At 47.7% G+C, this 25,104-nt stretch carries 24 protein-coding genes; 18 read left to right on the top strand and 6 right to left on the bottom strand.

What is annotated here, in order from left to right:
• The first annotated feature begins 172 nt into the window (after nucleotides 1-172).
• The 5 genes from rny (at nucleotide 173) to ACH3Y6_RS14990 (ending at nucleotide 5,089) form a co-directional block, all read left to right on the top strand.
• Nucleotides 173-1,738: a ribonuclease Y gene (gene rny, locus ACH3Y6_RS14970; RefSeq protein WP_490836435.1), complete on the top strand. Its 1,566-nt coding sequence runs from the start codon at nucleotides 173-175 to the stop codon at nucleotides 1,736-1,738.
• 73 nt (nucleotides 1,739-1,811) lie between these two features.
• The gene (gene rplS, locus ACH3Y6_RS14975; RefSeq protein WP_490836436.1) at nucleotides 1,812-2,162 is read left to right on the top strand and encodes a 50S ribosomal protein L19; all 351 of its coding nucleotides are present in this window, start codon (nucleotides 1,812-1,814) and stop codon (nucleotides 2,160-2,162) included.
• A gap of 141 nt (nucleotides 2,163-2,303) precedes the next feature.
• Nucleotides 2,304-2,501, top strand: coding sequence for a Sec-independent protein translocase subunit TatA/TatB (locus ACH3Y6_RS14980; protein WP_490836437.1), 198 nt, complete (start codon nucleotides 2,304-2,306; stop codon nucleotides 2,499-2,501).
• 27 nt (nucleotides 2,502-2,528) lie between these two features.
• The gene (gene gatA, locus ACH3Y6_RS14985) at nucleotides 2,529-3,965 is read left to right on the top strand and encodes an Asp-tRNA(Asn)/Glu-tRNA(Gln) amidotransferase subunit GatA (protein ID WP_490836438.1); all 1,437 of its coding nucleotides are present in this window, start codon (nucleotides 2,529-2,531) and stop codon (nucleotides 3,963-3,965) included.
• Nucleotides 3,966-4,024: 59 nt separating this feature from the next.
• Complete coding sequence (locus tag ACH3Y6_RS14990) at nucleotides 4,025-5,089, top strand: lytic transglycosylase domain-containing protein (RefSeq protein ID WP_490836439.1); 1,065 nt, start codon at nucleotides 4,025-4,027, stop codon at nucleotides 5,087-5,089.
• A 22-nt stretch (nucleotides 5,090-5,111) separates the two neighbouring features.
• Here the strand turns inward: ACH3Y6_RS14990 and ACH3Y6_RS14995 are convergent, their stop codons facing one another.
• The 4 genes from ACH3Y6_RS14995 to ACH3Y6_RS15010 all read right to left on the bottom strand — a co-directional run bounded on the left by ACH3Y6_RS14995 (nucleotide 5,112) and on the right by ACH3Y6_RS15010 (nucleotide 10,582).
• Nucleotides 5,112-6,353, bottom strand: a complete 1,242-nt coding sequence (locus ACH3Y6_RS14995) for an anthranilate synthase component I family protein (protein ID WP_490836440.1) — start codon at nucleotides 6,351-6,353, stop codon at nucleotides 5,112-5,114.
• Nucleotides 6,354-6,428: 75 nt separating this feature from the next.
• Nucleotides 6,429-6,863 (bottom strand): hypothetical protein, encoded by a 435-nt coding sequence (locus ACH3Y6_RS15000; RefSeq protein WP_490836441.1) that lies wholly within the window; start codon nucleotides 6,861-6,863, stop codon nucleotides 6,429-6,431.
• 90 nt (nucleotides 6,864-6,953) lie between these two features.
• Entirely contained in the window at nucleotides 6,954-8,216 is a 1,263-nt protein-coding gene (locus tag ACH3Y6_RS15005) for an adenylosuccinate synthase (RefSeq protein ID WP_490836442.1), read from the bottom strand.
• Nucleotides 8,217-8,320: 104 nt separating this feature from the next.
• Nucleotides 8,321-10,582, bottom strand: a complete 2,262-nt coding sequence (locus ACH3Y6_RS15010; protein ID WP_490836443.1) for a RelA/SpoT family protein — start codon at nucleotides 10,580-10,582, stop codon at nucleotides 8,321-8,323.
• Between the two features lie 268 nt (nucleotides 10,583-10,850).
• Between ACH3Y6_RS15010 and ACH3Y6_RS15015 the strand changes: the two genes are divergently transcribed.
• The 10 genes from ACH3Y6_RS15015 (at nucleotide 10,851) to ACH3Y6_RS15060 (ending at nucleotide 20,494) form a co-directional block, all read left to right on the top strand.
• Nucleotides 10,851-12,668, top strand: coding sequence for an ABC transporter ATP-binding protein (locus ACH3Y6_RS15015; RefSeq protein ID WP_490836444.1), 1,818 nt, complete (start codon nucleotides 10,851-10,853; stop codon nucleotides 12,666-12,668).
• A 209-nt stretch (nucleotides 12,669-12,877) separates the two neighbouring features.
• Complete coding sequence (locus ACH3Y6_RS15020; protein WP_490836445.1) at nucleotides 12,878-13,372, top strand: nucleotidyltransferase; 495 nt, start codon at nucleotides 12,878-12,880, stop codon at nucleotides 13,370-13,372.
• Nucleotides 13,373-13,452: 80 nt separating this feature from the next.
• Nucleotides 13,453-14,547: a F0F1 ATP synthase subunit A gene (atpB, locus tag ACH3Y6_RS15025; RefSeq protein ID WP_490836446.1), complete on the top strand. Its 1,095-nt coding sequence runs from the start codon at nucleotides 13,453-13,455 to the stop codon at nucleotides 14,545-14,547.
• Between the two features lie 26 nt (nucleotides 14,548-14,573).
• Nucleotides 14,574-14,822, top strand: a complete 249-nt coding sequence (gene atpE, locus ACH3Y6_RS15030; protein ID WP_295188602.1) for an ATP synthase F0 subunit C — start codon at nucleotides 14,574-14,576, stop codon at nucleotides 14,820-14,822.
• Nucleotides 14,823-14,907: 85 nt separating this feature from the next.
• Nucleotides 14,908-15,402 (top strand): F0F1 ATP synthase subunit B, encoded by a 495-nt coding sequence (gene atpF / locus ACH3Y6_RS15035; RefSeq protein WP_490836447.1) that lies wholly within the window; start codon nucleotides 14,908-14,910, stop codon nucleotides 15,400-15,402.
• Nucleotides 15,403-15,519: 117 nt separating this feature from the next.
• Nucleotides 15,520-16,083, top strand: coding sequence for an ATP synthase F1 subunit delta (atpH, locus tag ACH3Y6_RS15040; RefSeq protein WP_490836448.1), 564 nt, complete (start codon nucleotides 15,520-15,522; stop codon nucleotides 16,081-16,083).
• Nucleotides 16,084-16,127: 44 nt separating this feature from the next.
• Nucleotides 16,128-17,705 carry a F0F1 ATP synthase subunit alpha gene (atpA, locus tag ACH3Y6_RS15045; protein WP_490836449.1) on the top strand — a complete coding sequence of 526 codons (1,578 nt, stop codon included), beginning with the start codon at nucleotides 16,128-16,130 and terminating at the stop codon, nucleotides 17,703-17,705.
• A gap of 259 nt (nucleotides 17,706-17,964) precedes the next feature.
• Nucleotides 17,965-18,900 carry an ABC transporter ATP-binding protein gene (locus tag ACH3Y6_RS15050; protein ID WP_490836450.1) on the top strand — a complete coding sequence of 312 codons (936 nt, stop codon included), beginning with the start codon at nucleotides 17,965-17,967 and terminating at the stop codon, nucleotides 18,898-18,900.
• Nucleotides 18,878-19,753, top strand: a complete 876-nt coding sequence (locus ACH3Y6_RS15055) for an ABC transporter permease (protein WP_490836451.1) — start codon at nucleotides 18,878-18,880, stop codon at nucleotides 19,751-19,753. The genes ACH3Y6_RS15050 and ACH3Y6_RS15055 overlap by 23 nt, the downstream gene beginning before the upstream one ends.
• Nucleotides 19,754-19,864: 111 nt before the next feature.
• Entirely contained in the window at nucleotides 19,865-20,494 is a 630-nt protein-coding gene (locus ACH3Y6_RS15060) for a LolA family protein (RefSeq protein ID WP_490836452.1), read from the top strand.
• Between the two features lie 60 nt (nucleotides 20,495-20,554).
• On the opposite strand, the gene ACH3Y6_RS15065 is transcribed toward ACH3Y6_RS15060, so the two are convergent.
• On the bottom strand, nucleotides 20,555-21,424 hold the full coding sequence (locus ACH3Y6_RS15065; RefSeq protein ID WP_490836453.1) for an aldose 1-epimerase family protein: 870 nt from the start codon (nucleotides 21,422-21,424) through the stop codon (nucleotides 20,555-20,557).
• A gap of 12 nt (nucleotides 21,425-21,436) precedes the next feature.
• Nucleotides 21,437-22,531: a 4-hydroxythreonine-4-phosphate dehydrogenase PdxA gene (gene pdxA, locus ACH3Y6_RS15070; protein WP_490836454.1), complete on the bottom strand. Its 1,095-nt coding sequence runs from the start codon at nucleotides 22,529-22,531 to the stop codon at nucleotides 21,437-21,439.
• 179 nt (nucleotides 22,532-22,710) lie between these two features.
• On the opposite strand from pdxA, the gene rsmA reads away from it, so the two are divergent.
• From rsmA to greA, 3 genes are all read left to right on the top strand, one after another.
• Nucleotides 22,711-23,466 (top strand): 16S rRNA (adenine(1518)-N(6)/adenine(1519)-N(6))-dimethyltransferase RsmA, encoded by a 756-nt coding sequence (gene rsmA / locus ACH3Y6_RS15075; RefSeq protein ID WP_490836455.1) that lies wholly within the window; start codon nucleotides 22,711-22,713, stop codon nucleotides 23,464-23,466.
• 26 nt (nucleotides 23,467-23,492) lie between these two features.
• Nucleotides 23,493-24,419, top strand: coding sequence for an NAD(P)-dependent oxidoreductase (locus tag ACH3Y6_RS15080; protein WP_490836456.1), 927 nt, complete (start codon nucleotides 23,493-23,495; stop codon nucleotides 24,417-24,419).
• A 186-nt stretch (nucleotides 24,420-24,605) separates the two neighbouring features.
• Nucleotides 24,606-25,082 carry a transcription elongation factor GreA gene (gene greA / locus ACH3Y6_RS15085; RefSeq protein ID WP_490836457.1) on the top strand — a complete coding sequence of 159 codons (477 nt, stop codon included), beginning with the start codon at nucleotides 24,606-24,608 and terminating at the stop codon, nucleotides 25,080-25,082.
• The last annotated feature ends 22 nt before the right edge of the window (nucleotides 25,083-25,104 follow it).

Raw genomic sequence — 25,104 nt, forward strand, 5'->3', positions numbered from 1 at the left:
TCCCGCAAATCGTAAACCAGCATTTTGGATCTGCTTTTCCGCATAAGTTCCCAGTTCCCCGCTCGTACTTCGTACTTATTTAAGTATCTTCGTCTGGTATCATTTACTTATTATAGGAAAATGAGATGTGAACAACGTTATATTGTGAACTATTTTAAAACTTGCCAACAACATGGACCAGACAGTAGTCTTTATAATAATTGGTGCCAGCACACTAATTGTAGGGCTTATAGCGGGTAAATTCCTTTTCGCTAAAAACACGAAAAAACAGATCGAGGAAGCAGAGCAACAGGCTCAAAATATCCTGAAAGAGGCTGAACTCCGGGCCGAAACCATTAAAAAGGAGAAACAACTGGAGGCCAAAGAGAAGTTTGTACAGCTGAAATCCGAGTACGACCGCGAAGTGCTGGAAAGGAACCGGAAACTGGGTGAACTGGAGAACAGGGCCAAACAGAAGGATATCAGCATCAACCAGAAAGAAGCAGCCCTCGACAAACAGATCAAAGAAAACGAAGCTATCAAAGAGAACCTCAATCGCCAGATAGAGGTGGTGAACCATAAACGTACCGAGCTGGAAAAACACCAGGAAGAGCATATCCGCCGCCTGGAGAAAATTGCCGGATTGAGTGCCGAAGAAGCCAAGGCCCAGTTGGTGGAAAGCCTGAGAGCAGAAGCCAATTCTCAGGCCCTCACCCTGCAGCAGGAGATCATCGAAGACGCCAAACTCAAAGCCAATAAGGAAGCCCGTAAGATCGTCATCCAATCCATCCAGCGTACCGCAGCGGAAGTGACTATCGAGAATACCGTTACCGTGTTCAACCTGGAAACAGATGAGATCAAAGGCCAGATCATCGGTCGCGAGGGACGTAATATCCGTGCCATTGAAGCAGCCACCGGTGTTGACCTGATTGTTGACGATACTCCGGAAGCTATCATCCTGTCCTCATTTGACCCCCTCAGAAGGGAAGTGGCCCGTTTGAGCCTGCAGCGCCTGGTATCCGACGGTCGTATTCACCCGGCCCGTATTGAGGAAGTGGTGGAAAAGACCCGTCGCCAGCTGGAAGAGCAGATCATTGAGATCGGTGAGAGAACGGTTATTGAAATGGGTATCCATGGCCTGCACAAGGAACTGGTGCGTATCGTAGGTAAAATGCGCTTCCGTTCTTCCTATGGACAGAACCTGTTGATGCATAGCCGCGAAACCGCCAATCTCTGCGCCATCATGGCTGCCGAACTGGGCATGAACCCCAAATTGGCCAAACGTGCCGGTTTGCTGCACGATATTGGTAAAGTGCCCGATGAGGAGACCGAACTGACCCACGCACTGCTGGGAGCCAAACTGGCGGAGAAATACGGTGAAAATCCTGCCGTGGTGAATGCCATTGGCGCCCACCACGATGAAATGGAGATGCAATATGTGATTTCTCCCATTATCCAGGCCTGCGATGCCATCAGTGGCGCCCGTCCGGGAGCCCGCCGTGAGATCATGCAGCAGTACCTGCAGCGTATCAAAGACCTTGAGAATCTGGCACTTAACTATACCGGTGTGGAAAAAGCCTATGCCATCCAGGCCGGCCGTGAGCTGCGGGTGATTGTAGAAGCCGATAAGGTAACGGATGTTGACAGCGACAAGCTCAGCTTCGAAATTGCCCAGAAGATCCAGACCGAAATGACCTATCCGGGGCAGATCAAAGTAACCGTAATCCGTGAAAAAAGAGCCATTAACATAGCCAGGTAAAAAAATTACTAATTACTAATTCCTAATTATTAATTTTTCCCCTTACCTTTGCCGTCCGCAAAAAAGAAAAGTTATGAACGCAGCAGTTCAGTTTGTTCACGATCAGTTGACAACTAAAAAGACCCATCCGGCTTTCAAAGCTGGTGACAATATTACCGTTAACTACAAGATTGTAGAAGGTGGTAAAGAGCGTATCCAGAGTTTCCGTGGAGATGTTATCAAGCAGCAGGGAAATGGTGCAACTGCATCTTTCACAGTGCGTAAGATCTCTGATGGTGTTGGTGTAGAGCGTCTGTTTCCGATCCTGTCTCCCAATATCGATTCCATCGTATTGAACAAGTCAGGTAAAGTACGCCGCGCCAAACTGTACTACCTGCGTGAGCGCAGCGGTAAAAGTGCCCGTATCAAGGAAAAACGCTTCTAAGCTGTTTTTCTGTGTAATAAATTCAGGCGGAAGTTTAGGCTACACTAAACTTCCGCTTTTTTATGCCGTCTGAGCAGAGAATTATTTATAGTTGTGTGACATTTGTTTTACCTTAACTTTACAACTCTTAAAACAATTTTTATGGGCAATTTAGGTTTTCAGGAAATTTTACTGATCGCAGTGGTGGTTCTCGTTTTATTCGGGGGAAGAAAGATACCCGAGTTTATGAGAGGACTGGGTAAAGGTATCCGTGAGTTCAATGATGCAAAGAACAACGTGAAGAAAGAATTAGAAGAGGGCATGAAAGAGAAAGATCAGACCACCACTACGCAACCGTAATTATTCCCACCAAAAGCATTATAGGCTTTGTTTCGCTTCAGTACAATCAAAGACTATCATACAACATTACAGAACGGCCAAACCACCTGCGTGGAGGCCGTTCGTTGTTATTTGGAGTTGATCAGGGAGCGCCCGCAGCTGAATGCTTTTCTGGAAGTTTATGAAACAGAAGCCCTGGAAAGGGCCGCTTCACTGGACCAGGAGCGCCAGCAGGGGAAAGCTCTGGGCAAACTGCATGGTGTGGTCGTAGGCCTGAAAGATGTGATCAGCTATAAAAGCCATGCTGTTTCCGCGGCATCACGCATTCTCGGAAATTTTACCGCTGTATACAATGCCACTGCTGTTGAAAAATTACTGGCAGCAGGTGCCATCATTATCGGCAGGCAGAACTGTGATGAATTTGCGATGGGCAGCAGTAATGAGAATTCCGCTTTTGGTCCGGTAAGAAATGCCATCGACGAAAGCCGCGTTCCCGGTGGTTCATCCGGTGGGTCTGCGGTAGCCGTTCAGGCCGGACTTTGTATGATCAGCCTGGGTAGTGATACCGGCGGTTCTGTGCGGCAACCCGCCGATTTTTGTGGGGTAGTGGGATTAAAACCTACTTATGGCCGGGTATCCCGTTACGGACTCATTGCCTATGCTTCTTCTTTTGACCAGATCGGAATCTTTGCCGGATCAGTAGACGATGCCGCCCTGGCATTGGAAGTGATTGCCGGCGCAGATGATTTTGACAGTACCGTCTCCCCCCGCGAAGTGCCTGCATACAGTCAGGAACTGGCGACACCGGATAAAACATATAAGATCGCCTATTTTAAGGAAGCCCTGGAACATCCCGGCCTTGACCCTGCTATCCGGGAATCAGTGGAAGCGTTTATCAAAAAATTAACAGATCAGGGTCATACCGTTACAGCCATTGATTTTGAGCTACTTGAGTATGTTGTTCCAACTTACTATGTTTTGACCACTGCGGAAGCTTCCAGCAATCTTTCCCGCTTCGACGGGGTCAGATATGGCTATCGCGCCGATATAGCCGGTGGGGATCTTACCGAGCTGTATAAAGCTTCCCGGAGCGAGGGTTTTGGTAAAGAGGTCCAACGCCGCATCATGCTGGGGACCTTTGTATTGAGTGCGGGCTATTTTGATGCATATTTTACTAAAGCTCAACAAGTTAGACAAATTCTACACCAGCGTACCCAGTCCATTTTTGCAGAATACGATGCCATCATTTCCCCCACGGTTCCGGCTACGGCTTTCCGGATCGGAGAGAAGAGCAATGACCCTGTTGAAATGTTCCTGGCGGATATCTATACCGTATTTGCCAACCTGGTGGGTATTCCCGGGATCTCCCTTCCCCTGTTCAAACACCCCAATGGCCTGCCCTTTGGCCTGCAGGTAATGACTTCTCATTTTGATGAGGTATCTTTGCTGCGCCTTTCCCGGCAGCTTACCGCTATCCCCGGGTAGGTGGGAAAACGGCTTACGGTATAACCGTAGAAGTGATCCCTTCAAATAATCCTTTGTACATGCAGTGGTTTGGAATCAGTATCAGTTCGCATCTCTCTATCGCCAAGTTAACCCTGGTAGGTTTTGCTTTTGTGGCAGGCAGCCTGGGTACTATGTCGTTTACTGAGTACGATAGCCAGGATCAGACGGCTGACTCTACGCTCAATGATGGTAAAACGGGTTTTAAAAGCCTTTTCAGCAGCAGCCATTTCGATGCTTCCCGCCCTTATGTGGCGCAGCTGAATCCGAGGGCCGTGTCTTTTGTACAGGAATATATCCGGAAACAGGGTAAGGAACTGGAAAGGATGAAATTCTGGGGTAAACCTTATTTTGACCTGTACGATAACGTGCTGAGCCTGTACGGTATTCCCCGGGAGATGAAATACCTGAGCGTGATAGAAAGTCACCTGAATTCCGGGCTCGTATCCTGGGCAGGTGCCGTAGGACCCTGGCAGCTGATGGATTATGAAGCCCGCCGTTTTGGTTTGCAAACACGGGGTGTGGATGAACGCACCGACTATTATAAAAGCACCCATGTGGCCGCCCGCTTGATGAAGGAATTGTACGGGGAGTTTGGAGACTGGTTACTGGTTGTGGCGGCTTATAACGGAGGTCCCGGAAGGGTCAGGCAGGCGATCCGCCGAGCCGGTAGCCGGGATTTCTGGGATCTGCAATATTACTTACCGGAAGAAACCCGTAACCACGTAAAAAAATTCATTGGCACCCATTTCGTATTTGAAGGAAGTGGCGGCTGGACCACTATGACGGCCAGTGAGACACAGGTACAGAAAGCATTGGCAGCCAAACCGCAGGAAGTGCAGCTTTCTTCCGATGAACTGGCCAGTACTGCGGTTGTGGAAATAGGTGGCCGTTACAATTCCGTCATCATCGCCAACGCCCTGGCGCTGGATATTACCCGGTTTAATAAATGGAATCCCGGTTTCGACAAAACCTTGTCGGAAGGTAAAAAATACCCCATGCGTTTACCCAAAGAAACGGTACCCGTATTTGAGGCCCGCAAAAACAGTCTGCTGATGGAATCTGTTCGTGCTTTGCTGGAGGGAAGAAGTACCGCATCCAGGTAAGCGGCTGTCAATATCGCCGATATTACCGGTCTGATAATGTTTCCAACACTTTTTTGATGGCAGTGGCTTTCAGTAAACATTCTTCGTATTCTTTTTCCGGCTCGCTGTAAAAAGTAATACCTCCGCCAACCAGGTAACTCAGGTACTGTTGGGAGGCATTGTATAAAATACTCCTGATGACCACATTGAAATCAAAATCGTTTTCCGGGCTGATATATCCTACCGCGCCGGAATAGATGCCGCGACGGGTGCTTTCGTATTGTTCAATCAATTCCATTACCCGGCGTTTGGGAGCACCGGTCATGCTACCCATGGGAAAGCTGGCCTGAAAGATTTCTGCAAGTCCTGTATTTTCTTTTAATTCGCCCGAAACCGTAGAGATCATCTGGTGTACCTGCGGAAAACTGTAGATGCCGAACAACTCATCTACTGTTACCGATCCTTCTTTACATACCTGGCTCAGGTCGTTGCGCACCAGATCTACCACCATCACATTCTCACTCCTGTCTTTTTCACTTTGGTGCAAAGCCTGCTTTAAAGCTTCGTCAGCAGCGTTATCTGCCAGGTTCCGTTGCAAGGTTCCCTTGATGGGTTGTGATAACAGGCGGTTCCCTTTTTTCTGCAGGTATCTTTCCGGGCTGGCACATAACAGGTATTTGTCTTCCAGTTTGTAAAAACAGGAAAATGGATTGGGTGATAGTTCTGTTAACCTGCGGTAAACCGTAAGTGGATCAACCTGTGTCTCTTCTGCATAAAATTCCTGGCAGAAATTGAGCTCATAACAGTCACCCCGTTGTATATGTTTCCGGATAGTTTCGATCATCCGGATATAGGCTTCTTTGGTGATACGGGGTTTGATGTGAACGGCACGCGATCCTTGCTTCCCGGTGTCTGATCCGCAGGCCTGGATTTCGTGGAAGATGGTTTTGGGATCCTGGGTAAGGGAAGAGATGGTTAACCGGTCCTCCTGCAACTGTAACACTGTTTCGGGCCGGAAGAAACCAATATCGGGAAAACCGATGGGATCGGGGTGCTGTGATTGCAGCGGTGCAAGTGCATTCTTCAGGTCATAAGCCAGGTGACCAAAAAGCCAGTCGCGGTTTTCAGCATAACGTTCTTGTAAACGGGCCAGGATGGATTGTTCTGGCGAAAACCATTCCACGGCACCTGCAGCGGCCAGGCATTCTACTGAAGTGTGGAGGGAGCCATATTGGTGGTTATCCAGAAAACAACAAATGTTGAACCGGTTAACCCAGCTCAACATTTGTTGTTTACAAGTATCCAGATTCTGTACAGGGAAAGATGCGGTTATTCTTTTCACCGTTGTAAGGGGCGATGATCAGAAATCATCCTCTTCATCATCATCAAATCCACCGGTTTTATCGTTAAACAGGTCGAACTCCTTGAAGTCTTCGTCCAGTTTAAAATCATCCTCTTCATCCCCTTTTTTCTTGCCACCGGCTTTTTTGCCTTTGCTTTTAGGGATGTCAAATTCATCGAAGTCGGGATCCCATTCGTCTTCTTCTTCTGGCTTGTCCCAATCGTCGTCTACCTCATCCAGGTCCTCGTCGTCATCATCATCGCTTGCGGCTTTTTTACCGGTAGCTTTTGACGCAGTCTTTTTGGAAGGTTTGCTGTCCTCCTCCTCTTCGTCTAAATCATCATCATCCTCTTCCAGTTGTTTTTTACTTTTGGGAGAAGGCTTCGCCTCGGCATTTTTTGCCGGTGCACTCTTTGCTTTGGATTTGGGATCCTTATCAGATTTCGCTGCCATATTTCTAATAAGATTATGTGCGTAAAATTTCAACGCAATTTAATATTAACCAAAAAAATTTTTCCGTATCAAATGAAATGCCAATTAACCTTATAAAGGAACGATCTGGTCGCGTCCGGGTCCGTTGGAAACGTATTTTACCGGTGCACCGATTTCGCTGTTGATAAAGTTAATATAATTACCCATTGTGCCGGGTAAGGCAGCTGCTTCCTTGATCTGTGTGGTATCGGTGTTCCAGCCTTCAAAAGACTGCAGTACAGGCTCGATGGTGACCTTCGACATCTGGAAAGGAACTTCTTTGGTTTGTTTTCCATTGATACTGTAGGCGGTACAAACCTGCAATTCTGCGAATGCATCCAGCACATCGGCCTTGGTCATGATGACCTGGGTAACGCCATTGATCATGCAGGCATAACGAAGGGCTACCAGGTCAATCCATCCGCAGCGGCGGGGTCTGCCGGTGGTGGCGCCGAATTCATTACCGATCTTTCTCAGTTCTTCGCCGGTAGCATCTTCCAGTTCGGTGGGGAACGGTCCGCCGCCCACGCGTGTGCAATAGGCTTTTGTAACACCCATCACTTCATTGATCTGTTTAGGTGACACACCCAGTCCGGTACAAACACCGGCAGAAATGGTATTGGAGGAAGTGACGAAGGGGAAGGTTCCGAAATCGATATCCAGCATACTTCCCTGGGCACCTTCGGCCAGTACTTTTTTGCCTTTGCTGATCTGGTCGTTGAGGAAGTATTCACAGTTGATCACATTCAGTGTTTTCAGGAATTCGAGGGCTTCAAAGAATTCCTCTTCCCAGCTGGAAATATCTTCGGTAAAATGAAAATTGTTCAGCAATACCTGGTGTTTTGCACGCAGTTCGTTGTATTGTTCCTTGAAGTTCGGGTTCAGGATATCGCCAACGCGCAGGGCATTACGGCCTGTTTTATCCATATAGGCAGGTCCGATACCTTTCAGGGTAGATCCGATCTTACCCTCGCCTTTTGATAACTCAGATGCTTTGTCCAAAGCCCTGTGGGTAGGGATGATGATATTGGTCCTTTCTGAAATGAACAGGTTTTTTCTTACATCCACACCATGTGCGGCAACCGCTTCACATTCTTTTTTCAGGATGATGGGGTCCAGCACCACGCCGTTACCGATCACATTCACTTTGTTCTGGTGAAAAATACCCGATGGGATCTGGTGTAATACCATTTTCTTTCCTTCCACATACAAAGTGTGCCCGGCATTGGGGCCGCCCTGGAAACGGGCAATGATGTCGTATTGGGGGGCGAAGTAATCCACGATCTTACCTTTTCCCTCATCTCCCCATTGTAAACCTAAAATAACGTCAACCATAAAATGATTTTGAATCAGTGGCAAAAATAAGCCAAGCCTATCAGTAAATCCTAATAACGCAACATTAAATCTTAGCGGCCGGTAAAAGCATTGTGTAAAAAGGGTCAGGAAATATTTTCCATTTCAAAACGATCAACCGTTTGTATGCCATTCAGTTCTTTCAGCCGGAGTACGAGTTCTTCCAGCTCTTCCTTATCGTGAACGAATACCTTGATCGTTCCCTCGAACAGTCCCTCGCGTGATTCGATGGTAAGACCGGCGATATTGATGCGTAGGTCACCGCTGATCACATTCGTGATCTTGTTGATGACACCCACATCATCCAGTCCCACGATCTTCAGACCGGTCAGGAAGGAGATCTCCTTGTTCTTGGCCCATTTGGTCTTTACTACCCTGTGTCCGTAATTGGCCATCAGTTGTGCGGCATTGGGGCAGTTGGTGCGGTGAATGATGAGTCCTTTACCCGTACTCACAAAACCGAATACGTCATCGCCAGGGATGGGGTGACAGCATTTGGCCAGCGTGTACATGATCTTATCGCTGCTTTCGCCGAAGATGATCAGTTCGGAATCCTTGGGTTTCAGTTGTTTTGCCTGCAGCTGTTCCGGATTCACTTCGTGAACAACGGGTTTGGGTTTGGGTGCTTCCAGTTTGTCGCCCAGCACCTGGAACTCTTTCAACTCGCGCAGGTCAATGGCTTTGGTGGCGATTTTGTAGTGCAGATCTAACGGTGAAGGCAGTTTGTAGAATTGCACCAATTCATCAATATTGTTCTGCGAATAGGCGGCACCCATACTTTCCATTTTTCTTTGCAGGGTGTATTTACCATCTTCCGCTATTTTCCTTTTCTCTTCGCGCAGGGCATCTTTGATCTTATTTTTGGCTTTGGCGGTGACCACAATGCCGAGCCAGTCTTCAGATGGTTTTTGCTTATTGCTGGTGATGATCTCCACCTGGTCGCCGCTGCGCAGTTTGTGGCTGATGGGAACCAGCCGGTGGTGGACTTTGGCCCCGATACACTTGGTGCCGATGGCCGAGTGGATGGAAAAAGCAAAATCCAGCGCGGTACTGCCGGTGGGCAGCATTTTCACTTCTCCTTTGGGTGTGTACACATAGATCTCTTCTGCCAGGAAGGAGGTTTTGAAATCCTGCAGGAAATCCACGCCGTCTGTATCCTGTGTGCTCAGTACTTCGCGGATCTGTCCAAACCATTTATCAAAACGGTCTTCGTCGCTGCTGCCTTCTTTGTATTTGTAATGGGCTGCCAGTCCTTTTTCGGCGATTTCATTCATCCTTTTGGTACGGATCTGCACTTCCACCCATTTTCCCTGCGGCCCCATTACGGTGGTGTGCAAAGCCTCGTAACCATTGTTTTTCGGATTGCTGAGCCAGTCACGCAGTCGCTCCGGGGAAGGGGTATATTCGTCGGTGATCATGGAATATACTTTCCAGCAATCTTCCTTTTCTTTTTCGGGCGGAGAATCCAGGATCACGCGGATGGCAAAGAGGTCATACACTTCTTCAAATGCCACAGATTTTTTCTTGATCTTGTTCCAGATGGAGTGGATGCTTTTGGGGCGTCCGTAGATCTCGAAATTAAATCCTCCCTGGCTGAGTTTTTCTTTTAACGGGCGGATAAACTCGTTGATGTAGCGGGTACGTTCCCGTTTGGTCTCAGAGAGTTTGCGTGCGATCTCCCGGTAGGCTTCGGGCTCCATGTATTTCATGGAGAGGTCTTCCAGTTCGGTCTTGATATTGTACAAACCCATCCGGTGTGCCAGTGGAGCATATACCCAAACCGTTTCTGAGGCGATCTTCAGCTGTTTTTCGCGTTTCATACTGTCGAGCGTGCGCATATTGTGCAAACGGTCGGCCAGTTTGATGAGAATTACCCTGGGATCATCGGTCAGTGTGAGCAGGATTTTTTTAAAGTTTTCGGCCTGCTGGCTGGTATTGGTGTCCATTACACTAGAGATCTTGGTCAATCCGTCAACGATTTTGGCGATCTCGCTTCCGAATTCCCGTTGTATATCTTCCAGGTGGATATCGGTATCTTCCACGGTATCGTGCAGCAGGGCACAGATGGTACTGCGTACGCCCAGGCCAATCTCCTCTACGCAGATCATAGCTACGGCAATGGGATGGAGGATATAGGGTTCGCCGCTTTTCCGGCGCATGGTTTTGTGTGCATTGGCAGCCATCTCAAATGCCTGGCGCACCAGTTCCTTATCGCCTTTCTTGAGCTTGGGGCGCAGCCCTCGTAACAGGGCACGGTAATGCCTTACGATCTCGTTCTTTTCCTGCTCGGGATTGAGGTTGTATTTGGGTACAACTGGTTCTGTAATGGTTTCCGGTACCTGCTCCATAGTCTGTAACAAAGATACGAAAGGAAGGTGAGCTGTGAGTCGTGAGCCGTGAGTAGGGAGCTGGCAATGGGTAATGGCGGGTCAACCTGCTGACCATTCACCATTAACAATTGCCCATTGACGCGAGTGGTGAGATGTGCACGGGGATACCCCCGACTCACTACTCACCACTCACCACTCACGACTGCCGACTCAGGCCTGACCACCCGTGATTTTTCCATAATCGGCTAATACCCTGTAGTCAGACCCCTTACCTTTGTACCTTACCATGAGTGATACGCCCAAAAAGAAGATATTCGATTTTTCGTTGTTAGGCCGTGTCTTCCATTTTGTGAAGCCATACCGCTCAATTTTTTATGTCAGCCTGCTGCTGGCTATTGTGATGGCGGCATTTGCGCCCATCCGTCCTTTTCTCATACAGTTGACGCTGGATAAGGCTACGGGTAAAAGCGTAACGGTTCCGGGCTGGCTGGAAAACTTCCTGTTCCGGGCTGATCTTTCGGATGCTACCCAGTTCATCATTGCGGTAAGCATTTTCCAGGTCATCTTCCTGTTCATTGAGACCGCTATCCGTTTCCTGTTCAGTTTTGCGACCGCCTGGATGGGGCAGAGTGTGGTAAAGGATATGCGTAATGCAGTGTACAAGAAAATACTAAGCCTGAATCTCGGGCAGTTCGATAAGACGCCGATCGGCACCCTCACCACCCGTACAATCAATGATATTGAAAGCATCAACGATATTTTTTCGGATGGATTGATCCCCATCATTGCCGACCTGCTCACGATCATCATTACGCTGGCTACGATGTTCTGGATCGACTGGCGCCTGACGCTGATCAGCCTGGTGCCTTTCCCGGTGATGATCATTGCCACGTATTATTTTAAGGAGAGTGTGAACAAGAGTTTTATCCGTGTACGCAATGCGGTAGCGGCATTGAACGCATTTGTGCAGGAGCATATAACGGGTATGCAGGTGGTGCAGGCATTTGCGGCCGAGGGCCGTGAGTTCAATAAGTTTCAGAAGATCAATGCAGAACACCGGAATGCCAATATCAAAGCCATTTTTGCCTATTCGGTATTCTTCCCGGTGGTAGAAGTGGTGTTGGCGGTGAGTACCGGTTTACTGGTTTGGTGGATCGCCGGTCAGTCGCTGGATGCGGGTCTGCTGGTAGCGTTCATCCTATATCTGAACCAGATCTTCCGCCCGTTGCGGGTGATTGCAGATAAGTTCAATGTGCTGCAGATGGGCATGATCGCCGCAGAAAGGGTACTGAAAGTGCTGGATAACCCGGATGTTACACCCGAATCGCCGGCAGATGCCTATTATCCCACCCAAATGGAGGGCCATATTGATTTCGATCATGTTTCTTTTGCCTATGCCGAACCCAATTATGTGCTCAAAGACATCCATTTCTCGGTGAAAGCCGGCGAAACGGTGGCGCTGGTAGGGCATACGGGCAGTGGCAAGACCTCAATCATCAGTCTGCTGAACCGGTTGTACCATATCCAGAAAGGGGAGATCCGGATAGACGGGGTCAATATTGAGCAGTATCAGCTGGATAGCCTTCGGAAGAATATCGGGGTGGTATTGCAGGATGTATTCCTGTTTTCGGGGTCGGTGATGGATAATATTACGCTCCGGAACCCTGAGATCTCCCGTGAACAGGTGATCGAAGCGGCCAAAATGATCGGTGTGGACGAGTTTATCAGGCAACTGCCAGGCGGGTACGATTATAATGTGATGGAGCGGGGTAGTACCCTGAGCCTGGGCCAGCGGCAGTTATTATCGTTCATCCGGGCCCTGCTCTACGATCCGGCCATCCTGATCCTGGACGAAGCCACATCCTCCATAGATACGGAAAGTGAGATGCTGATCGAAAAAGCCACCGAGGCGCTGATCTCAGGTCGCACTTCCATCGTGATCGCGCACCGGTTATCCACCATCCGTAAGGCAGATAAAATTATTGTACTGGATAAAGGAGAAGTTAAAGAAATGGGTACCCATGAAGAGCTATTGAATATGGGCGGATTTTATGCTAAATTGCATGAGATGCAGTTTGATAAAAAGCGGGCTGTATTGGTATAAAATGATGTCAGACAATAAGCACCTATTAAAAGAAGAAGACCAGGATGCCCTTTATGAAAAGGCTGAAATAGACTTATTACGCGCTGGCTTAAACCGAAGTCTGAAAGAACGTTTTTTAATGACAACTACTTTATACAAAATTCAACAGACCCTCAAGAAAGCCAGAATTACACATAAACCTTATTCTGTAGCTAAATAGCCGCACTACCATGGACATTTTTGATGAAGAGATTCTTCTATTCTGGAAAGCACTCCAGAATGAAAATGTAAAGTATATCATGATAGGGGGATTCGCTACAAATATGCATGGTTATCAACGATTTACAGGTGATATGGACATCTGGATTGAAGATAGCCTGGAAAACAGAGAAATGCTAAGAAAGGCTTTTAATACATACGGGTTGGGTGATTTTCCTATGCTGGCAACGCTTGAATTTATCCCCGGATGGACCGATTTTCACCTGAATAACGGATTACGTCTGGATGTAATGGTGGGTGTTAAGGGGTTGGAACAATATACTTTTAATGAATGTATGGAAATGGCCGCATTAGGAGAAATTGACGGTATTTTGGTTAGATTTTTACATATAAATCATTTGATTGCCTCCAAGAAAGCAGCCAATCGGCCCAAAGACCAGATAGATGTTATTTATCTGGAAAAAATTAAAGAATTACTGGAAAATGGGGTCGACGGAACGACTTGATATTTTTCTCCATTTTCTACCCCTTCCTGCCCGGTTTTCAGCCCTTACCCCCTATCTTTGCCGCAAATTTCGGAACAGGTATGGCTCGTAGACGCATAAAATCTTTACTGGTAGCGACTTTCAGCACAATCGCGATACTTTTTTCTACGGTGGTTTTCGCCAATGAAACACCCCAGAAAGAGGGGGAGACGGCGGGTGCGCATTCGGAAGCCGCTTTCGATCCGGCAAAACTGATCATGGAGCACATCATGGATGCCCATGAGTTTCATTTTTTCTCCCTGGGCGAAAAACATATCAGCATTCCCCTGCCTGTTATCCTGTATTCGCCGCAAAGAGGTGTTTCTGTGTTCTCCTATGGCCGTTTTCACCATGGGCATGAAGTATACGAGGGTTATAAATCCGAAGAAGGCAAGATCGTGGCGGTGAATGCTGCCGGCGAAGTGGACGAAGCGGTTCAGGTATATGATTTCAGTCTTACCCGTAATGTGGTACAGATGTTCCTGGCCCTGTTACTGCTGGTTTGGCTGATGGTGGGTGTGGCCAATAAGTATAAGAAGAACGGTGCCAAAGTGGCCCCCAGCGGATTCCAGAATGCTGTTGAGCCTGTGATCACTTTCGTAAGGGATGAAGTGGGCAAACCCAACCTGGGTCATGCTTATGAAAAATACATGCCTTACCTGCTGACGGTTTTCTTCTTTATCCTGATCAATAACCTGATCGGTCTGATCCCCGGAACGGCCAACGTAACGGGTAATATCGCATTCACCGTGATCCTGGGTTTCATCAGTTTCCTGGTGATCCTGTTCAGTACCAACAAACATTTCTGGGGACATATCTTCAACCCGCCGGTGCCCTTCCCAGTGAAGTTCATCCTGGTTCCGGTTGAGTTCATCGGGATCTTTACCAAACCCTTTGCATTGATCGTCCGTCTTTTTGCCAACATGGTGGCGGGTCACATCATCATTACCTGTTTCATCATGCTGATATTCATCTTCGGCGCAATGAGCAAAGTGGCTGGTATCGGTTTCACGCCGGTGTCACTGGCATTCACCATTTTCATCTATTTCATCGAGATATTGGTTGCGTTCATACAGGCGTTCATCTTCACAAACCTGACAGCCGTGTTCATCGGTCAGTCTAGGGAAGGTGCGCACCATGAGGAAGCGCATCATTAATTTTTTTATTCATTAAAACAAACAGTATGTCAGTAATTAACACGTTGTTGGATGTTAGCATGAGCCATTTGGGTGGAGCTATCGGTGCAGGTTTAGCTGCAATTGGTGCCGGTATCGGTATCGGTCAGATCGGTAAAGGTGCTGTAGAAAGCATCGCCCGTCAGCCGGAAGCTTCTAACGACATCCGTGCGAACATGATCCTGACTGCCGCTTTCGTAGAGGGTGTTGCCCTGTTCGCGGTTATCGCAGGTATCCTGGCTGTATTGAAAGCCTAGTAGCACAAAATCATTACTGCACTGTGCGCAAAGGGCAAACGGTGCAGTAATCTTTATCAACTTTACCTAGAACAAAATATAATTTATGGAATTGTTATTACCCGGGTTAGGTTTGTTGTTTTGGACTCTGATCGCATTTGTGGTCGTATTTTTTCTGCTGAAGGCTTTTGCCTGGAAACCGATCCTTTCCTCTCTGAAAGAGCGGGAAACCGGTATTGCAGACGCTATCGCCACTGCAGATAAGGTAAGGTCTGAAATGGCTGCTCTGAAAAATGAGAACGAAGCCATGATGAACCAGGCACGTGAAGAGCGCGCAGTGATGATCAAAGAAGCCAAAGAACAGGCTGCTAAAATGATCAGTGAGGCGAAAGACAAGGCCAAGGCGGAATATGACCGTATTGTTGCCGATGCACAGGTTGCTATTACCCAGCAGAAGAATGCCGCTCTGACCGACGTAAAGAACCAGGTAGGTGCATTGGTCATTGAAGTGAGTGAGAAAGTGCTGCGCAGGGAACTGAGCAATAAGGCTGAGCAGGAGAAATACATCAATGACCTGGCCGAAGTAGTAAAACTAAATTGATTTGAGAATTTGGGAATTTGAAAATTTGAAAATGCAGTTCCAACAGGCAAATTCAAATTGATCAGGTTCTCTCCATTTTCAAATTTTCAAATTGACACATTTTCAAATTGAAAATAAATGCCCAATCCACGTTTAGCCGCCCGTTACGCCAAAAGCCTGATTGATCTTGCCACAGAAAAAGGTCAGCTGGAACAGGTGTATGCGGATATGAAATATTTACAGGCTGTGTGTAAAGCCAGCAAGGAGTTTGTTGCCCTGCTGAAAAGTCCGATCATCAAGAACGATCAGAAGAACAGCATCGTTACTGCGGTGACCAAGGGTAAAGTGAGCGAGCTTACCGCAGCTTTTAATACGCTGCTGGTAAAAAAAGGACGTGAAAGCGACCTTCCTGAGATTGCGTTTGCCTTTGTTGACCAGTACAACGAGCTCAAAGGCATACACAGGGTTAAACTGACCACTGCCGTTGCCGTGGGCGATGACCTGAAAAAGACCATTGAACAAAAAGTGCAATCGGCCCAGGGACTTGGAACCGTTGAACTGGAAACAGCCGTGGACGAGAAACTGATCGGCGGTTTTGTACTGGAGTTCAATAACAGGCTGGTAGATGCGAGCATCCTCCGCGACCTGAAGGACATTAAGAAGCAATTCTCGAAGAACCTGTTCGTACAGAATATTCGATAAGCGATATATTTAATTCACGATAACATTTAAAAGCAGATAGAATCATGGTAGACATTAAACCCGACGAAATATCAGCGATACTGAGGCAGCAGCTCAGCAACTTCAATGCCTCCGCTGAATTGGAAGAAGTGGGTACCGTATTGCAGGTGGGTGACGGTATCGCCCGTGTGTATGGCCTGAACGGCGTACGCAGTGGTGAGCTGGTAGAATTTGAGAATGGTGTAAAAGCCATTGCTCTGAACCTGGAAGAAGACAATGTGGGTGTGGTATTGATGGGTGAAGGCGGTGAGATCAAAGAAGGCGCCAAAGTAAAAAGAACCGGACAGATCGCTTCTATCAAAGTGGGCGAAGGGGTGGTTGGCCGTGTGATCAACACACTGGGTGAACCCATCGATGGTAAAGGTCCTTTGACTGGTGAGCTGTATGAGATGCCGCTGGAGCGTAAAGCACCGGGTGTTATCTACCGTGAGCCGGTAAAAGAGCCGCTGCAGACCGGTATCAAAGCGATCGATGCGATGATCCCTGTGGGCCGCGGTCAGCGTGAGCTGGTGATCGGCGACCGTCAGACCGGTAAAACCGCTATCTGTGTGGATACCATCATCAACCAGAAAGAATTTTATGATGCAGGGAATCCTGTATACTGTATTTATGTAGCCGTAGGTCAGAAAGCATCTACTGTTGCCGGTGTGATGAAGACCTTAGCCGACAACGGTGCAATGGCATATACCACTATTGTATCTGCTTCTGCCTCTGATCCTGCTCCGCTGCAGTTCTATGCTCCTTTCGCCGGTGCTGCTATCGGGGAGTTCTTCCGCGATACCGGTCGTCCTGCACTGATCATCTATGATGACCTGTCTAAGCAGGCGGTGGCTTACCGTGAGGTTTCCCTGTTGCTGAGAAGGCCTCCGGGACGTGAAGCCTATCCTGGTGACGTATTCTACCTGCACAGCCGTTTGCTGGAAAGAGCTGCGAAAGTGATTGCGAATGATGACGTGGCTAAGAATATGAACGATCTGCCTGCATCCATCAAACACCTGGTAAAAGGTGGTGGATCACTGACCGCATTGCCGATCATTGAAACACAGGCGGGTGACGTATCTGCCTATATCCCAACCAACGTGATCTCGATCACCGACGGTCAGATCTTCCTGGAAGGTAACCTGTTCAACGCTGGTATCCGTCCGGCGATCAACGTGGGTATCTCTGTAAGCCGTGTGGGTGGTAACGCGCAGATCAAATCCATGAAAAAAGTGGCAGGTACCCTGAAACTTGACCAGGCCCTGTACCGTGAGCTGGAAGCGTTCTCTAAATTCGGTGGTGACCTGGATGCTGCTACCAAGAACGTGATCGATAAAGGTGCCCGTAACGTGGAAGTGCTGAAACAGGCGCAGTATTCACCCATGACCGTGGAAAAACAGGTAGCGATCATTTACCTGGGTACACAGGGTCTGCTGAAGGAAGTAGCAGTAAGCAAGGTGAAAGAGTTCGAATCCCATTTCCTCACCGATATGGAGAACAAACTGCCTGATGTACTGGCTGAATTCAAGAAAGGACAATTGAATGATGAGAGCCTGGCCAAAATGGTGAACCTTGCCAAAGGTCTGATGCCTCAGTACAAATAAGTGATCATATCCTTACATGTGTAAGGTAATCATAACAAAAGCCCCGGTAAAGCCGGGGCTTTTTGCATCAGCTGGCCTCTGGCCGATAATATTTTCAGGAGGCGTGAGTGGTGAGTGGCGAATAGGGAGTGAATGGGCAATTGTGAATTGTGAATGGGCACACCAACTCCCCACTCACTACTCACTACTCACCACTCACGAGAACACATTAGGCTTTCTTTTCTGAACCTCTTGTCTACCTTTGGTGTTATACTATCTCATGAAACCCATTGTAAACGTAACCGGGCTTACCAAACAATTCAACAGCCTGACCGCTGTTCAGGACCTTTCCTTTTCAGTATATGAAGGGGATGTATACGGTTTCCTGGGACAAAATGGGGCAGGTAAGAGTACCACCATCCGTATGCTGTTGAGCCTGATCAGGCCTGGCAGCGGGAAGATCGAGATATTTGGCCGGGACCTGCAGCATTACCGGAATGAGATATTGACACAGGTGGGAGCGGTTATTGAGAAACCGGATGTCTATAAATACCTGTCGGCCTATGAGAACCTGAAACTGTTTGCAAAACTCAGTGGGATCAGGGCAACTGAAACCCGTATGATGGAGCAGCTGGAACAGGTAGGACTGGCCAGTCGTGCAAAAGATACGGTTAAGACTTTCTCGCAGGGCATGAAACAGCGCTTGGGTATTGCCATAGCGCTGGTGCATGATCCGAAACTGATCATACTGGATGAACCTACCAACGGCCTGGATCCGCAGGGCATTGCCGATATCCGGAATCTTATCCTTCACCTGAGCCGTGATCTGAAAAAGACGGTGATTGTGTCCTCGCACCTGTTAAGTGAGATAGAGCAAGTGGCTACACGCGTGCTGATCATCGACAAGGGAAGAAAGATCGTGGAAGGAACTGCGCTGGAACTGTTCGATCCATCACAGACCCTTGTGGCATTACAAACGCTGAATCATGCGGATACATTGGAAAAACTGCAGAACAGCAGATGGTCTGAAAACCTGCAGCAGCAAAGGGGGACAGTCATTTTGCTGAAGCTGGACCGTAACCAGATCCCACAGTTTCACCGGGATCTGGTAGCCATGGATATTGAACTGGTATCCCTGGAACCCAGGCATTCACTGGAAGATTATTTTTTACAAGTAACATCGGGCAACCAACATGTGGACACTTATACAGATTGAGTTATTCAAGATTTTCCGCAGGCCCCGGACCTATATCGCATTTGCGGCGATCACGGCACTCATCGGGATCATCCAGTTTGGCCTGAAACTGGATGGGGAATCCTATGTGGAATTTATGATGCGGGATATCAATTCGTCTATCACCGTAGAGGGAAAAATCCTGAATGGTTACCAGGTTTGTTACATCGTTTTACAGATACTGCTGGTACACGTACCCTTGTTGATTGCACTGGTAGCAGCAGATATGATTTCAGGCGAAGCCAATATGGGTACACTCCGCCTGATGCTTACCAAACCCATCAGCCGTACCCGTTTCCTGCTGGCCAAGTTCCTGGCCACTGTGGCATATACTTTATTGTTGCTGGTCTGGCTGGCTGTGATGGCTTTGTTCGTGAACATGCTCATCTTTGGTACAGACGATCTGTTCCTGATGAAATCACAATACGTGGTACTTCTGAAGGAGAATGATATTTTCTGGCGTTATGTATGGGCGTTCGGTTTTGCAGCACTGGCCATGACCACAGTTGCATCGCTGGGTTTTCTTTTTTCACTATTCGCAGAAAATTCCATCGGACCCATTGTGGCAACCATGAGTGTGATCATTTTCTTCACCATTCTGAGTACGCTTAATATTCCGGTATTCAATGCCGTAAAACCATTTCTTTTCACTACACATATGATCGGGTGGAAGGAATTTTTTGATATCAGGGTGAACGAAGCCAACGAAGCCATCGTAGGCAGCATACAAAACCCGGACAGGATCCTGCGTTCGGCCATTGTGCTGGTGGTACATATTGTAGGCTTTGTAACAGCGGCCATCTGGGTGTTCCGTAAAAAGGATATTCTGAGTTAGTGATTCAATAATGGCTGTAACCATCTAAAGGATATGTATATGTTTCGATTGATAAAATATTTTCTCCTTATTCTACTTTTTTCATTAAGGGTATCCGCACAGGCGCAGGATATGACAGGACTGATTAACAAGGTGAAGGCCAAACTTGACCAGGTCAACGATTATGAAGCAGATGGCCGGATGAAAACAGATGTTGCGTTTATCAAGGCGCCGGTAGGCAAAGTGAAAGTGTATTATAAGAAACCCAATAAGTTTCGCCTGAAAAAAGATGGAGGCATCTCGCTGTTGCCCAGGGGTGGTGTGTCGGTGAATATGAATTCGATCATCGCAACTGCAGATTTCATTGCACTGGCCGCAGGTGAGGCAAATGTAGGAGGTACAAAGACGAAAGTGGTAAAACTGCTGCCTGCAAATGAAAGCAGCGATATCGTTCTCACTACCATGTATATTGATGAGGCGAACCTGTTGGTAAGAAAAGCGGTCACCACCACCAAAGAGAACGGAACCTATGAGATAGAGATGAGTTATGGACAATTCAGCAATTACGGGCTTCCGGATAAAGTGGTCTTCAGCTTCAATACCAAAGACTATAAGTTACCCAAGGGCATCACACTCGAGTTTGATGATACGGAAAAGCAACTGACAGAAGCCGAAAAGATCAGGAATAAAAAAGGCAGGGTTGAGATCAGTTATGCTAATTATGTGGTGAACAAGGGTGTTCCGGATGCGGTTTTCAAATAAGACAGACGGATCATGCTGGTCTTTCCCTCTGCATAACGCAACCAAAGACCGTTAACAGGATCAGAATATTTTTACGTGCCAGCTGCGTTGAAAGCTGTAGCCGGGCTCCAAAGAATGGATACCTTCTTTTTGGGTGATATCTCCGGAAGCATTTACGGTGTCTGCAATACCGCACCAGGGTTCAATACAGACAAAATCAGCATTTCTCGCACTCCAGATTCCCATGTAGGGGAAACCATCGAACTGTAATTTGATACCGTGATCATTTACCAGGTTTCGGATGGCGATGGTATTTGAACGCAGCGATTTGAAAACAAGTGCATCCTTATAGAATAACTCTTTTTGCAATGGCAGGTGATCTGTATCCTCCAGGTAGGGTTCGGGTTCTGTTTTGATCAGTCCTTCGGGTGAGAGGGGCCAGATTCCGGTAGTCTCTTTTTCGCCAAACTCGAGGTAGTGATCATAGAATTCAGTGCCTTTTACCAGGGGCACCGCAAAAGCCGGATGCGCACCCACTGAGAACCACAATGGTTTGTCTCCCGTGTTATCTACCTCATAGCTCACTGTAAGCGTATTCTCTTTCAATGAGTACAGGATCGAAAAACAAAAATCAAAAGGATAGATGGCTTTGGTTGCCTCATCTGCATACAGGGTGAAACGGATATGATGGGCTGTTTGCTCGGTAACGGTGAAATCTTTTTCACGGGCAAAACCATGGCGTCCCATCAGGTAGGTATTGCCTTCAAAGGTGTAACTGCCGTTTTTTAAGCCGCCTACGATGGGAAATAATACAGGACTTTTTTTGCCCCAGAAGGCAGGATCCCCGCTCCACAAATATTCCTGATGCGTATCTCTGTGGTAAATACCCTGCAGCTCTGCACCCCTGGCACTGATACTGATGGTTAACTGATCGTTGGAGATCTGGTACATGGTCGACGGTTCTTATCCTTCGTTCTCTTCAATTCGTTCATCCACTGCATTGGCGATCATGCGGGCACTGATCTTTTTCAGCGGGTTACGGCGCATATCTGCGTATCCGAGGCGCATCCGGATGATTTCTATGCATTCGAACACCGCAGCCAGGAAGGAGCTGTGATCCGCTTTTCCTTTTCCGGCAATATCAAAAGCGGTTCCATGGTCCGGACTGGTCCTCACCACCGGTAAACCCGCCGTGTAATTGGTACCCTCACCCAATGCCAGTGATTTGAAGGGGATCAGTCCCTGGTCGTGATACATGGCCAGAACGGCATCAAAACGTTCAAACTGTCCGCGGGCAAAAAAGGCATCCGAGCTATAGGGTCCGAAGACCAGCATATTGTGTTTGGCTTCTTTGATGGCAGGTTTGATGATGGTCTCTTCCTCGTTGCCGATCAATCCTTCATCACCTGCATGCGGGTTCAATCCCAGTACGGCGATACGTGGTTTGTCAATACCAAAATCTTTCTGCAAGCTGCTGTGGATGATCCTGAGTTTGCTCAGGATATTCTCACGTGTAATATGTTTGGCGATCTCGTTCAGGGGTACGTGTTCGGTGACCAGTCCCACCCGCATATTTTCGGCGGTCATCAGCATCACCACGTCGGGAACATTGAACATAGCTTTCAGGTAAGGGGTATGACCACTGTACTGGAACGCCTCTGACTGGATATTCTTTTTATGAATGGGGGCTGTGACCAATCCCTGGATAAACCCATCTTTTAGTGCCTGTGTGGCCTGCTGCAGGGAGATCAGCGCATATTTACCACCTGTTTCATTCAACTGGCCCGGTGTAATGGCCACTTCTTCTTCCCAGCAGTTCACTACATTCACCTGTTTGGGGTTCAGGCGGTTGAGTTCACGGGCATTGGCATAGTTAAATGTATGTTCAGGCAGACTTTTCTTATAAAAATTAAGGCTTTTATTACTGGCAAAAACTACCGGCGTACAGATATCGAGCAGGCGATGGTCTGCAAGGGTTTTGATGATCAGTTCCATCCCTATCCCGTTCAGATCGCCACAGGTGAAGCCGATAACTGGTTTTTGCTGTTCGTTGCTCATGTCAGTTGTTTGTGGGGTAAAAATAAGAAGAATAGTGGAGGAAAAGTGGGGGGTGGGAGAATTGTGGGTAGTGAATCGTGAGTGGTGAGTCGTCAGTCGTGAGTGCGTAATTGTAAATCAAGCCCCCCACTCACTACTCACTACTCACCACTCACGGCAAATGCCCTAAATTTGCTCCGATGCAGTACACGTTAAAGAAATCACTGGGCCAGCATTTCCTGAAGGATGAGTCGGTCTGTAAACAGATCGTAGCCGCCCTGGAACAGGATGGATTCACCCAACTATTGGAAGTAGGGCCTGGTGGCGGAGCTTTGACGAAGTACCTGCTGCCGCTACCGGATATCAGTTTCCGTGCGGTGGAGCTGGATGATGAGAAAGTGGCGTATCTCGAAAAAACCTATCCTGCCATCCAGGGTAAGATCATTCACCAGAGCATACTCGATATAGAAGCTCCTTTTGAAGGTACTTTTACGGTGGTGGGTAATTTCCCGTACAATATCTCATCACAAATACTCTTTAAAGTGCTTGACTGGAAAGAGCAGGTACCGGTAATGATCGGTATGTTCCAGAAAGAAGTGGCGGAAAGGGTGGTGTCCAAACCCGGCAGTAAAGTGTATGGCATACTCAGTGTACTGATTCAGGCTTTTTACGAAGTGGAATACCTGTTTGATGTGCCGCCTGAAAGTTTCAATCCCCCGCCCAAAGTGATGAGTGGTGTGATCCGGTTAAAACGAAAATCGAATCTGGTACCGATGAAGAGCGAAAGGGCTTTATTTACACTGGTAAAAGCTGCGTTTAACCAGCGCCGTAAAATGCTGCGGAATTCCCTGAAGAGTTTGTTTGAAGAAGCATTCCTGAAAGACCCCTTATTTGATAAAAGAGCAGAACAGCTGAGCATAGAACAGTTTGCCGAATTGACTTTTCACATGCGGTAAAAGTAACCCCTGTATAAAACAGAAACATGAAACCCAAAGTCCTGATAACCGCTAATGTGCATCCCTGGCTTTTGCAAACGCTTGCCGACAAAGGGTATGAGGTGATCCATCAGCCTGCCATTACGTATGATGAGTTGCTGATGCAGATAGGTACAATAAGTGGTTTGTTTGTAACCACCCGCCTGGTGATTGATCGTAACCTCCTGGAAAAAGCCGATCAGCTGCAATGGATTGGCCGTTTGGGCAGTGGCATGGAACTGATTGACACGGCGTTTGCGGAAAGCCGCGGCATACGTTGCGTAAGCAGTCCGGAAGGGAACCGCAATGCGGTGGCCGAACATGCATTGGGTATGTTGCTAAGCCTGATGAACCGGATTAACAGCAGTAATCTTGCAATAAAATCGGGCAAATGGATCCGCGATGCCAATCGCGGGGAAGAACTTTCGGGTAAAACGGTGGGCATTATCGGTTGTGGAAATACCGGCAGCGCTTTTGCTAAACTGTTATCCTCATTTGAAGTGACTGTTTTGGCCAATGACCGGTACAGGTCCGGTTTTGCCAAAGACCATATCCGTGAAGCGGGTCTGGAACAGGTAGCCAGGTATGCAGATGTGGTAAGCCTGCATTTACCCCTGACCGAAGAAACCAGGCACCTGGCCAATGATGTTTTTTTTGATTCACTGGAGCAGAAACCCTATTTCCTGAATACATCGCGTGGTAAAGTAGTTGATACCAAAGCCCTGATCCGGGCACTGAAACAGGGAAAGATCAGGGGGGCGGGACTGGATGTGCTGGAGAATGAAAAACTGGAAACCTATACTGCTGATGAACAGGCCGATCTGGATTGGCTGCTTAGTCAGCCCAATGTGATCATCACTCCCCATATTGCCGGTTACAGTGAAGAGGCTTTTTATAAGATGGCAAAAGTGGTGGTAGACAAGCTGGCTATCTGAGTTGTGGGGCTAAACAGGCAGATCCCTGGCTTTTTTCTGCTTTTTGCCTGTTTATACAGACTTTAAATCGTTAAAAAATCGCTTTTTCGGGTAAATCTTGACCGAAATTCTTATTTTTGATATTATGCAACGCCGCAGTCAAATGTGGCGTTGTATTTTTTTTGACTCTACTTAAACAGTAAGACTATGAGTGAAGCTACCATGTATGTGACCAAGGAGACGTTTGACAAGATGCGCGAAGAGTTGCAAAAAATGAAAACTGTCGACCGTCCGGCCTCTTCCCGCGCCATTGCGGAAGCCCGCGAAAAAGGCGACCTGAAGGAAAACGCTGAATACGATGCGGCCAAAGAGGCGCAAGGCATGCTTGAGGCCAAAATCAAGCAACTGGAAGGAGCGATTGCCAATGCGAAGATCGTAGACACCAGTTCAATCGATACCAGTAAAGTAACCATCCTGACCAAGGTTACCATCACCAATATGGCTACCAAAAAAACGGTGACCTACCAGATTGTAGGTGAAAAAGAAGCCGACCTGAAACAGGGTAAGATATCAGCAGGATCGCCTATTGGTAAGGGTTTAATGGGCAAGGTAAAAGGTGAGATCGCCGAAATTCAGGCGCCGAATGGTATCATGAAATTTAAAGTAGAAGACATAACCGTGTAGTAAGGCAGCAATATCACTTACT

Source organism: Sediminibacterium sp. FW305-C-269 (genome assembly GCF_058231045.1).